11 protein-coding genes and 1 pseudogene are annotated in these 10,055 nt (G+C 68.0%); 6 read left to right on the forward strand and 6 right to left on the reverse strand.

Annotated elements, in window-relative coordinates; all coding sequences use genetic code 11:
- The coding region (locus P3H78_RS32165; protein WP_276112720.1) for a hypothetical protein at nt 1-614 on the forward strand (614 nt) is incomplete at its 5' end.
- Between the two features lie 82 nt (nt 615-696).
- Here P3H78_RS32165 and P3H78_RS32170 read toward each other — a convergent pair.
- From P3H78_RS32170 to P3H78_RS32180, 3 genes are read right to left on the reverse strand one after another with little or no spacing between them, the layout of a single operon-like run.
- On the reverse strand, nt 697-1,869 hold the full coding sequence (locus tag P3H78_RS32170; protein ID WP_276112721.1) for a hypothetical protein: 1,173 nt from the start codon (nt 1,867-1,869) through the stop codon (nt 697-699).
- Nucleotides 1,870-1,899: 30 nt separating this feature from the next.
- Entirely contained in the window at nt 1,900-3,567 is a 1,668-nt protein-coding gene (locus P3H78_RS32175; RefSeq protein ID WP_276112722.1) for a DnaB-like helicase N-terminal domain-containing protein, read from the reverse strand.
- Complete coding sequence (locus P3H78_RS32180; RefSeq protein WP_276112723.1) at nt 3,564-3,935, reverse strand: hypothetical protein; 372 nt, start codon at nt 3,933-3,935, stop codon at nt 3,564-3,566. The genes P3H78_RS32175 and P3H78_RS32180 overlap by 4 nt, the downstream gene beginning before the upstream one ends.
- 506 nt (nt 3,936-4,441) lie before the next feature.
- On the opposite strand from P3H78_RS32180, the gene P3H78_RS32185 reads away from it, so the two are divergent.
- Nucleotides 4,442-4,870, forward strand: coding sequence for a RapZ C-terminal domain-containing protein (locus P3H78_RS32185; RefSeq protein ID WP_276112724.1), 429 nt, complete (start codon nt 4,442-4,444; stop codon nt 4,868-4,870).
- Between the two features lie 209 nt (nt 4,871-5,079).
- Here the strand turns inward: P3H78_RS32185 and P3H78_RS32190 are convergent, their stop codons facing one another.
- The 3 genes and pseudogenes from P3H78_RS32190 to P3H78_RS33645 form a co-directional block, all read right to left on the reverse strand.
- The gene (locus P3H78_RS32190) at nt 5,080-5,286 is read right to left on the reverse strand and encodes a hypothetical protein (protein ID WP_276112725.1); all 207 of its coding nucleotides are present in this window, start codon (nt 5,284-5,286) and stop codon (nt 5,080-5,082) included.
- A 129-nt stretch (nt 5,287-5,415) separates the two neighbouring features.
- Nucleotides 5,416-6,126 (reverse strand): hypothetical protein, encoded by a 711-nt coding sequence (locus P3H78_RS32195; RefSeq protein WP_276112726.1) that lies wholly within the window; start codon nt 6,124-6,126, stop codon nt 5,416-5,418.
- 49 nt (nt 6,127-6,175) lie between these two features.
- Nucleotides 6,176-6,547: pseudogene (locus P3H78_RS33645) on the reverse strand (M23 family metallopeptidase); the annotation flags it as partial.
- A gap of 1,090 nt (nt 6,548-7,637) precedes the next feature.
- Between P3H78_RS33645 and P3H78_RS32205 the strand changes: the two are divergent.
- The 4 genes from P3H78_RS32205 to P3H78_RS32220 all read left to right on the forward strand — a co-directional run.
- Nucleotides 7,638-7,961: a DUF8827 family protein gene (locus tag P3H78_RS32205; RefSeq protein WP_237498123.1), complete on the forward strand. Its 324-nt coding sequence runs from the start codon at nt 7,638-7,640 to the stop codon at nt 7,959-7,961.
- Entirely contained in the window at nt 7,961-8,761 is an 801-nt protein-coding gene (locus tag P3H78_RS32210) for a DUF8175 domain-containg protein (RefSeq protein WP_276112728.1), read from the forward strand. The genes P3H78_RS32205 and P3H78_RS32210 overlap by 1 nt, the downstream gene beginning before the upstream one ends.
- Complete coding sequence (locus P3H78_RS32215) at nt 8,751-9,122, forward strand: hypothetical protein (protein WP_276112729.1); 372 nt, start codon at nt 8,751-8,753, stop codon at nt 9,120-9,122. Before P3H78_RS32210 ends, P3H78_RS32215 begins: the two co-directional genes overlap by 11 nt.
- 2 nt (nt 9,123-9,124) lie before the next feature.
- A partial coding sequence (locus P3H78_RS32220; protein ID WP_276112730.1) for a hypothetical protein occupies nt 9,125-10,055 on the forward strand: 931 nt, incomplete at its 3' end.

Raw genomic sequence — 10,055 nt, forward strand, 5'->3', positions numbered from 1 at the left:
CGGCGGACGCCCTGGGGGCGCTCGGGGTGGCCTCACACCGCCAGGAGCTCGCTGCGGCCGTCCACCTGGTCCACCTCTACGAGGACCAGCGCAACGCCCTTCCGTGGGAAGGGTGGGCGAGGCGCATCTTCACGAACTCCGAGACGGTTCGGCTCCTTCAGAGCCGGTACGAGGACCTTCCGCAGTTCACACCGCTCATGACCGCGCTGCGCAGTGGTCTCGGGTCCACCCCGCCCGCTTCGCTCGCGATCACCTACCTGATCAGTCAGGCCGGATCCAGTAACCGCCCGCTCGCGGGCGAGTTCCTCCAGGGGCTGATCTCTGCATCCCACCTGGAGCCTGAGGACCCGCGCTGGGACGTGCGCGCCTGGTTCCTGGATCACGGTGTCGGGGCACGCGGGAGGCTGGCCTCAGCCCACCAGCTGGGCCTGATCATCACCTGCTGGAACGCGTGGGTCGCAGGAGAAACGCGGGGCGAGATTCTGTTCGAGCCGGACGACCCGATGCCCGGCATCCGCCGGATCGCGGCCGCACCTGCTGCTGACCGTCGTGGCGGAGGTGATCCGCAGCGGTGGACCGCGCCCCCACGCTCCCCGGCTGGTCTCGCAAGGTAGGGCGGCGTCCGGCTGGTGCTGCGCTCCCGAGGGCTCCGCTGTACAGACGCGCCTCCTCGGATGGCGGCCGCAGCCTCGCCGTTCAGGGCCCGGCCCTGGGGGTAGTGCCTCCCGGGTTCTGGCCGGGGGTGGGCGGCTGCTGATGCTGCGGGCGTTGCGGAGCGGACTGCTCGCGCGATGCCGGAGAAGCAGCGCTGGCCGTCCGGAAGACCGTTCTCATCCTGGCGGACAGCTGACCGATCGCGTCGACGACCTCCGCGACACGCTCGGGGTCCAGCGCGGTGAAGGCGGACGAGGCCAGGCCCGGGTCGAGGGTGGCCAGCGCCTCGTTCAGTTCCCGCAGGGTCCGAGCCCCGGGAGCTCCCGCCTCCACTGTCCTGGTCCGGTCTGGCACAGCTGCCTCTGCCGGTCCCACCCACTCCTGCACCGCCCGGGCACGGGCGGCCGCAGTGGCGGCGATGCCGAGGTGGCCCTGCTGAGCGAGCTCGACCAGGCGCGCCTGGTCGGCTTCGGCATCGGGATGACTGCGGCGGGGAATCACCGCGGCGACGACGGCCAGGAGCGGCTGTGCGCGGATGACACTGGCGTAGACCTGCGCGGCGTGCTGCGCGGTGGCCTCCATCCAGTCGTGGTCGTCGGTGCCGGTGGCTCGGGCGGTGAGCAGTTCCAGGACGTCCTGCGTGCGTTCGGCTGCCTCGGGGAGCTCAGGTCCGCAGGCGGCGAGACGGTTCCAGTCGGCGCTGAGGACCTCGTCGGGAGCGTTGTCGTACGGGATGAGCATGTCGGCCCGGTTGTAGGAGGCACTGGTGCTCCGGGCCTGGTAGCGGATCTCCTCGGCCGCGCGCTTGGAGATTCCGGTGCGCTTCCTCACTTCGGCGAGCACGTCCTGGTCGGGCAGGACGTCGGTGTCGGAGGTGATCAGGATTCCCCAGGCCCGGCCGGCCTGTTGCGCGCTGTCCAGGGACAGCGGCTGGTGGTTGCTCGGCATCTGCCGGATGAGCCACTCTGCCTGGGCGTGGACCAGGGCCTGGGCCTGTTCGGAGGCGCGCCCGTCCAGGAGCCCGTTGACCTGGACGTCGAAGCGGGCCGATTCGAGGAGTCGCCCTGGGGCGATCGCACCGTCGGGGTGCTCGATGCTCTGGCGGGTTCGGGTGCGATCCTTGGTGAACCACTCGATGGCGTTGTGGATGGTGTCCCCCGAGGGGCGGGAGGCGTCACCGCCCGCCCCGGGGGCACGGGGTTCGTCAGCAGCCACGGGGCGCTTCGTTGGTTGCGGCGGTCGGGGTCACGCGACGTTCGCCTGCTGGGTGCTGTAGGGAGCGGGCTCCGGAACGGACTGTTCGTGATGGCGCAGTGCCTCGCGGGTGGCCTGCTGGAACTGCGCGCGGCTGTGATCGATGAGGGCACGGGGGTCGAGTGTCTCCTTCGCGGCCGCCTCGACCGCGGAGCTGGCGTCGCGTGCGGTGCGGCGGACCGTCATGGTGACGAGGTGGCTGGCTCCCTGGTCGGCGGGGGTGACGTCCAGGGTGCTCGCGGCGAGGGAGATGTTGTTGAGTTCCTGGAAGTCGAGTGCGGGCGCGCCGTCATAGCGGGCTAGTTGGTTGGCCTGGTTGGTCAGCAGCCACGGGTCATGGGCGGCATGCGGCGGCAGGGACTGGATGGCCTTGAAGATGTAGGCGTGCTCGGGCTGGGTGAAGTCCTGTGCGGCCAGGGTGCTGGAGGGGCCGCTCTGCAGCTGACTTGGGTATTTCATGAGCGAGAGCAGGACGCGGCGCTCGATGGGGCGGGAGGTGTAGCTCGGCTGTCCTTCGGATGGCTCGGGTGCCACTGTCGGAGCCTGCTGTTGGCTGTATCCGGCCAGGGTGCGGGGTGCGGCGTCGAGACGCTCGGCGAGTTGGTCGAGGGCGTACTCGTTGGTGCTGAGTTCGAGGGCGACCCGGCCCAGGGATGTGTCGGCCAGTCCGTGGTCGCGGACGCGGCCGGCCAGGTCCTCGACGGCAGCGGGGATGCTCGGCTCGAGGATGAAAGAGACCGCGTATTCGGCGGCGTTGTCGGGGTTGGGGCTGAAGTCCGGTGCGCTCGCCTTCGCGAGGTAGGTGGCGATGACCTGATTGGCGTTGGCCTCGCGGCGGGCCTTGGCGCCCTCATCGCCGGTTGAGCGGTGGTAGTCGCTGTAGTCCAGCCGCAGGGTGACGTGCTGGATCATGGCTGCGGCACGCTGTTCGGGCGTGAGGGTGGGGTCGGTCGCTGCGGGTAGTGCGATCGCGGGGTCGGGGCCGGTGACCAGGGCGTCCCAGATCTCGGCCGTCGAGGGATCGGCGAAGTCCTGGGGCTGGAGCCAGTAGGGCGATGCGTCGGGGGATGACGGGGTGTACCGGAACTGCTGTGCGCGGGCGGGGTTGTTGAGGACGGCTCCGATGACGGCCAGTTCCTGGACCAGGGTGTCGTTGCTGTTGGCGCGTCCGCGGGACAGTGAGAACGGGACGTCCTTGGCGGTGGAGGGGTGCTGAGCTGCTCGGACGGTGACGTAGGCATCGTGGCGTGCGTACTGCGCGCTGGCCGGCCATGTGGGCTGTGCCATCTGCCGGACCGCGTTGTGGACGGCGGCCCAGTACCCCGAGTCGTTCAGTGCGGCCTGCGCGGTGGGGTCTCCCGCGGCTGCCCGCTGCTGGTAGGGCAGCGCCATGGTGGCCATGACGGCGTCTGCTGTGACGGTGGCGGGGTCGGCGTTGGGGTAGGCGCGAAGCCGCTCCTGGATGGCGTCGAGTCCGCCGGACAGGAGGGCGCGGTAGGCGTCCTGCAGCCAGGCCGTCTGGAAGTGGTCGGGCGTGAGCCAGTACTGGGGGTCGGGGCGGTTCCAGTCGACGAGCTGGTTCACGGTGGAGCGGTCGCGCAGCAGGCTGGACAGGACGTTGAGCTCGTGTTGAGGGGCGCCGTACTGGTCGTTGTTCACACGACCCCCGTTTCGGTCCGGTCAAGCTGCGTCCCGTCGGGGTCGGCATCCGCCTGCCGAGGCGTGGCTGCGGCTGCGGCTGCGGTGGCCGCGGTCGCGGCCCGGTATCGCTCGGCATGGAGATCGAGTTGGGTGGATCCGGCTTCGTCGAGCGCCACCCAGCCCTCATCGTTGTGGCGCCACCACCGGTCCATGTAGCGCACCGGGCTGCCCTCGAATCGGCCGAGCACAGCGGCCTTCTCGTCCGCGATGAGTTGCTCCATGGCGGCTGGCGGCATCGGTGCGGTCAACACCCTCTGCTGTGCCGAGTCCTTGAGGAGCTCCATGCGTTCGGCCCAGGTGACCGTGGGGTTGCCGGGCTCGGTCATGGTCGGCTCCGTTCGGATGAGGACGGTGGACTCCAGACAGGCTGCGTCGTGATCCACCGGCCAGCCAGCCGAATCCGGAGTGCGGTCCAAGGGGTGAGTGCGATGGGCGCGGATTCTTCGTCGCGCGTCCCACCCCGCGGGAATCAGGCTCGCGAGTGGCCTTCGGCAGGACGACGGTGGGACCTCGTCGCGAGGCGGTTGGAGTCGCCGGCTTGACCGTCGGCGCGGATTGTGTGCTTAACTGGTTCTCGAGACCAGCCATCTCCAGAGCCCATCCGACGAGTTGGGCATATGTAGTTCTGCGGCCTTCGCGGTTGCAGTTGTGGCTGGTCTCTCTTTTTTGTTCCGGCGACGGCCCGCACCGGCCGGGCCGAGGATGCCGGCGGTTGCCTCAGGACCGCTCGGCATGCCGAGCTTCTGGGTGCTGACCAGCAGCGTTGAATTGGCAACATGCAACAAGCCGCTGCGCCTTCCCCTCCCGCGTGCACGGCCACGAGACTTGGTTCATGACTCCCGCTGGCGTATGCGCCCCGCCCTCCCCTGCCCTGATTCGGTCCGTCATCACCAGTTACGGCGACGGCCATCACGACGCTCCTCGTGGTGACGCCCTCCGCGTCGATGCGCGCTCTCTGCGCAACCCTCCGGAGGACTCCACCGTCCGCGAAAGGATGCTGCGCGCCAATGGTCTCGACCCCGACGTGCGCGCCTACGTGCTGGCCACCCCGGGTACCGACCGGCTCATCGAGCGCAGCGTCGGCCGCGCCGCGGCGCTTCTGGCTCTGCCCGGCCACCTCCGGGTTGACATCCATGTCCTGTGTGGTGGGGGCCGGCACCGGTCGGTGGTGGTCGCCGAGGAACTCGCCTCCCTGTTACGGGCCTTCGGCTACGGCGTGGAGACCGAGCACCGGCACATTGACCGGCCCATTCTCGGATGACGGATCGGCACCCCCACTGCTCTGACCGCATACGCGCCCGCGCCTCAGCTCGCGATGCAGACGGCCACGATCGCGGTGCCTAGGTATGAGCGAGCGACGGCCGCAATGGCGGAGCCCCGCCGGTGGGCGGGGCTCCGTCGGGTTCTACGTGCGGGCATGCGCGGTGGTCGGGCGGGGCTGTTCGCCCACCGCGCCGGGGAGGGCCGGCGTCAGCGGCGCGACCACCTGAACCAACGACCGGTCATCCGGCGCCCGGTGACCAGAAGCAGACCAAGGAGCAGGACGAGCAGGCCGACGGACTGTGCCAGCTCGGTGCTCGGGCCGTCGTGGCGGAGCACCATCAGGCCGCTGACCAGCGACATGACGACGACGCCGAGCCCGAGGACACCCTGGAAGAACACCATTAGGCGCCACATGGTTGGTCCTGCCTCCTCTGTCGTCGAGCTTCTTGCGCGCATAGGGGTTGTTGTGCTCGTGACAGACGACTGTAGCAGTCTGTTGATGTTGCAAGGTTGTCAAGGCCCGTCGGGCCTTAGGCAACCTTGCTAGTTGGTTGGTTGCCCGAGCCGCTGGGCAATCTGGGCGCGGATGGTTGCGGTCCGCTCGGGCGCGGCCACTTCCATGAGCATGTTGACCAGGTCGGAGGCGAGGGGGCCGGCCTCGTGCGGGGGGAGGTGCATCCATGCCTGGGCAGCGTTCTGCGCCGCGATCTGGGTGCGCCGCTTGCCGGGCCCGAGGCGGTCGAACCAGGCGAGGGCGAGCCAGGTCCACGAGACGGTGGCGAAGGCGAACTCGCCGCTCAGGTACGCCAGGTCGGCTCGGAACTGTGCCGCCTCGAGGGTCGCGGAGGCAGTCTCGCCCTGCTCGGCGGTGAGCTGCTGCAGGATGTCGTCGGCCGCGACTATGGCGGCATCGAAGTTGTGGGCGCGGCCTGCGGCCTGGGCGGCGGCGAGCCGCTCGAAGAGGCTGCTCGGCGGCTGTCCCGTCCCGGCGGGCGTCGGTTGCGGGGCTGCGGGCGGGGCTCCTGCCGCCTGGGTGGTGCCGTCGGGCATGACCTGCATGTCGAAGCGGGTTGCGGTGCGCTCGTCCTGGACGTGGACGAGGACAGGCTGGCCGCTGCCGGCGGCCTCGATGTGGAGGACCTGGACGACGACCTGCGAGGGATCGACTCCGTCGGGGACGACGTGCGGCTCGGAGTCGATGTGGAGCTGGCCGTCGCGGCTGATGTGGACCCGGTAGCGAGTGCTGGTGTTCATGGTGTGTGACCCGCGGCATGGCTCCGCGGGCACTCCTCCTTCAGGTGGGTCAGAGCGAGAGTCCGTGGCTGCGGAGATAGGCGCTGGGGTTGATGTCGGATCCGTACGCGGGTCCGGAGCGGGCTTCGAAGTGCAGGTGCGGGCCGGACGAGTTGCCGGTGGAGCCGGAGAGGCCGATCTGCTGTCGGGCCTTGACGGTTTGGCCCTTGCTCACGGTGATCTTCGAGAGGTGGGCGTAGTGCGTGTACTTGCCGTCGCTCATCTTGATGACGACGTTGTTGCCGTACGCGCCGCCCCATCCGGCTTCGACGATGGTGCCGGTGCCGACGGCCTGGACGCGGGTGCCGGTGGCGACGGGGAAATCGATGCCGGTGTGGCTGCCGGAGGCCCACATACCGCCGCCGGCCTTGTACGGGGTGGTGACGCGGGAGTTCTCCACGGGCAGTGCCCATCCGCCCTTCCCCTTGGCATCGGTGGCGTTGGCGGCGTTCTCGACCGCGTCACATCCGGAGGTGCTGGAGAGCACGGCCTTCTTGCCCCAGCTCTTGACGACGAGTTCACCGGCGGTCTTCTCCCATTTGGCGTATGCGTCCGGGAAGCCGGATCTCTGGACGTTCTGAGCGGCCTGGGTGAGCGGTTTGACCTGCCATTTGTCGACCTTGGCCAGGCGTTCGAAGAAGGAGTTGGACGCGTAGATGGGGTCGGTGACCTGAGCGACCGTGCCCCAACCTTGTGAGGGGCGCTGTTGGAAGAGGCCCTGGGAGTCGCGGTCTCCGTGTCGGATGTTCTTGAGCATCGACTCCTGGATCGCGGTGGCGACGCCGATGACCGCCGCGCGGGGTGGCAGGTTGCGGCTGCGTGCGACGTTGGTGATCACGCTCGCGTTGCGCTTCTGCTCCTCCGTCCAGTCGACGCTCTGCTGCTTGCCTTGAGGGTTCAGGGGCACCGTGACCTGCCCCCCGGGCTCTGCGGCCGGTATCTCCTGTTCCTTGCTGACCGTCTGCATGGCGGCGCCGTCGCCGGATGTGCAGGAGTCCTCCCATGCCGGTCCGTCGTCCGATCCGCCGGCGCCCAGCATCAGCGGCAGGCAGAGAACGCCAGCGAACATCGCCGCGATGCCACCCCCGGCGATGCGTATGGCTGTGCTCATGTCTCGATCCCCAGTCGTCGATGCGCATCCCGCCACGAGGGACGGAAACCGCAATTCCCGTGCCATGGGGTGAGCCCGTTTAGCCGGGCGTCCCAGGGCTGCGAATGCGCCTCTACATAGCCGTGTTTTGCGCGGCTAGCGTCTGCGCCGAGTGAAGGCAGCAGGGAATCGACAACTTGCGCTGAATTCTAAGGCATTGAATTGCCGATGCGTCAACGCATCTGCTGGGGAGGTGTTTTAGCCGCCTCCCTATATTCGGCTGGAGATTATTCGGCGCGAAGTTCGCATTCCGCTCTGTCGACAACCAGTTGTCCAGGTCCTTCGCGGACTGGGGCAGGCTTTCGCGGCCTGGGAGGGATTCGTGCAGGTAACACAGCAAGTGGTGCAGCTCGCAGCCGAAGGCGGCATCGGTTCCATTACTGATGGCATTACGCCCAGTTGGGACGTGTTCGGCGAAGTCGGAACCAAGGCAAAGATCATCGTCGGCGTGGTCATGGCCGGCGCGATTCTCTTCCTGCTCGGTAGTGCCATCGTCGGCGCCGTACACATTCGCGTCGGAAATCAGCAGCACAACACGATGGAGACGAAGAAGGGGCAGACCATGGTCGCCAGTTCCCTTCTCGGTCTCTTTGCAGTCGCCTCCATGTCGACCCTGTTCGGCATCGTCTACGGGTTTGGAATCTAATGGCCGGGAACCAGAAGCAGACCGGAACGCGGAGCCTGACGCCGAAGGCGTCGGAGACTCCCGGCACCGGAGAGGCATCCCCCTGGCGCAGGCTCAAGGTCGGCTCGATCATCTTCGGTGTCGTGCTGGCGCTCGGGTTGGTGCTGACCTTGTTCGGCGGCGGTGGAGGCACGGACGACAAGGGCACCCCCGAGGCTCCCGCCGACTCCACGCCCTCCTCCCAGGCAGGCGGCAGCGGGCCCGGCGCCAAGGCGAAGAGCGTCAAGGGCGGTGTCCCGGTGGGGTATCCGCGCACCAAGGACGGCGCCGCGGCGGCCGCGGTCAACTACCAGGTCGCCCGCTCGTCGCCGGGGTACTTCACCGACCCGGCGCTGCGCCACCAGGTGCTGAAGACGGTGATGACGTCGTCCGCGCTGGCCAATCAGCAGGCCCAGGACGACCAGTCCACCAAGGCTCTGATGGCGGCCCTCGGCGTGACCGAGAAGACGGCCCCGGACATGGTGATGCGCGCTGCTTCGCTCGGCACCAGCGTGCGCTCGTTCTCCCAGGACACGGCGACGGTCAAGGTCTGGATGAGCGAGGTCGTCGGGGTCCCGACGGAGAAGTCGAAGATGCCCGTCTCCGGCAGCTGGTCGACCTACACGATGATCTTGCAGTGGCAGGACGGCGACTGGAAGGTCGCGACGATCGATCTGGCGGATGGCCCCACTCCCCTCGTCGCTCCTGACCAGTCGGCCTCGTCTACCGACGAAATGCGCCTGGCGAACAAGGAATTCGAGGCGCCCCGCTATGCAGGCTGAATTCATGCGACGGCGGCTGGCGCAGGGCCTTGTCGCCGCCATGTTCGCGAGCCTGCTGGTAGTGGCGGGTCCGGCAGCCCCGAAGGCCCAAGCAATTCCGAACCCTTGCAACATGCCCGGCGGCAGGACCGTGTGCGAAAAGGTGGAGGACGGCGCCAAGTGGCTCTATGACAAGTCGGGCGCTGATTCCGTTGTCGAGGGCGTGACTGAGGCCATCGACTTCGCAAGTGACCCGCTCGGCTACATGGAACAGAAGCTGCGTTCCGGCACCAAGAGCATGTTCGGCGCCTTCGGTGAAGAACTCACCGGAAAAAATCCGAACGAGCCCAAGAAGAAGCCAAAAAAGGTTGAGGGGGACTAGTCGTGACGGAAATCGACTGGGGAAACCCCGGATTCATTCGCCTCTATGGTCTCGTCTTTGCCCTCGCGGTCGTCTTCACGATGGTCCAGTGGCTGATCTCGGTGGTGAAGCGGGTGGTCCGGGGTGTGCCTGTTGCCCAGGCCGCTATGGAGAACGTCGGCTATCTGCTGATGTCCGTGGCCGTGGCGGGATTCATGCCGGCCATGGTTATGACCACAGTCGATTTCATCGACAGTGCGGCCGAGGCGATCCTCGGCGACTACATCGCCGAAGTATTCGTCGGTGGACTGGTCATCTTCTCCGCCCTGGCCGCCATTTCCGTTCTGGTGCCTGGCTTCGGAGTGGTCATCGCCATTCCGATCGGCCTGGCGATCCTGTTTGCGGTGTTCGGACTGTGGGTCATGCTCGTCGTCCGCGACGCCCTCATCCTCCTCGGACTGATCTTCGGCCCGATCGTCTTCTCCGGCCTGGTCGACAAGGACCTGTGGGGCCACACCCGCAAATGGGTCGGGATCATGGGCGGGATCATCGCGAGCAAGCTGGGCATCTACCTCGCCCTCGCCCTGGCCGGCGCCCTCCTGGACGGCGTCGCCGACCCCAGCCACGACATGACCTTGCCGCAGGCCATCGGCTCCTGCATCACCTTCATTGCCCTGCTCTTCATCGCCCTTTTCATGCCCTTCCAGATCGCGAAGTGGCTGCCCATCGTCGGTGACGAGATGCAGGCCATGGCCCAGGTCAAGGACGAGGCGGGCCAGCGGGCCAAGGCCGCACATCAACAGGGAAAGCAGAAGCAGAACGAGCTGCAGACGCAGGCCGCGTCCAAGCCCTCGGCCGGCGGCGGAGGCGGTGCGACGGGAGCAGCCAGCAAGGCCGCGCCACCTGCCGCCGCGGCGATGGCCGTCAAGGAAGCCGGCGACCAGCTCCGCGACC

The sequence above is a fragment of the Streptomyces tropicalis genome, assembly GCF_029269835.1.
In the GTDB taxonomy this organism is placed as follows: domain Bacteria; phylum Actinomycetota; class Actinomycetes; order Streptomycetales; family Streptomycetaceae; genus Streptomyces; species Streptomyces tropicalis.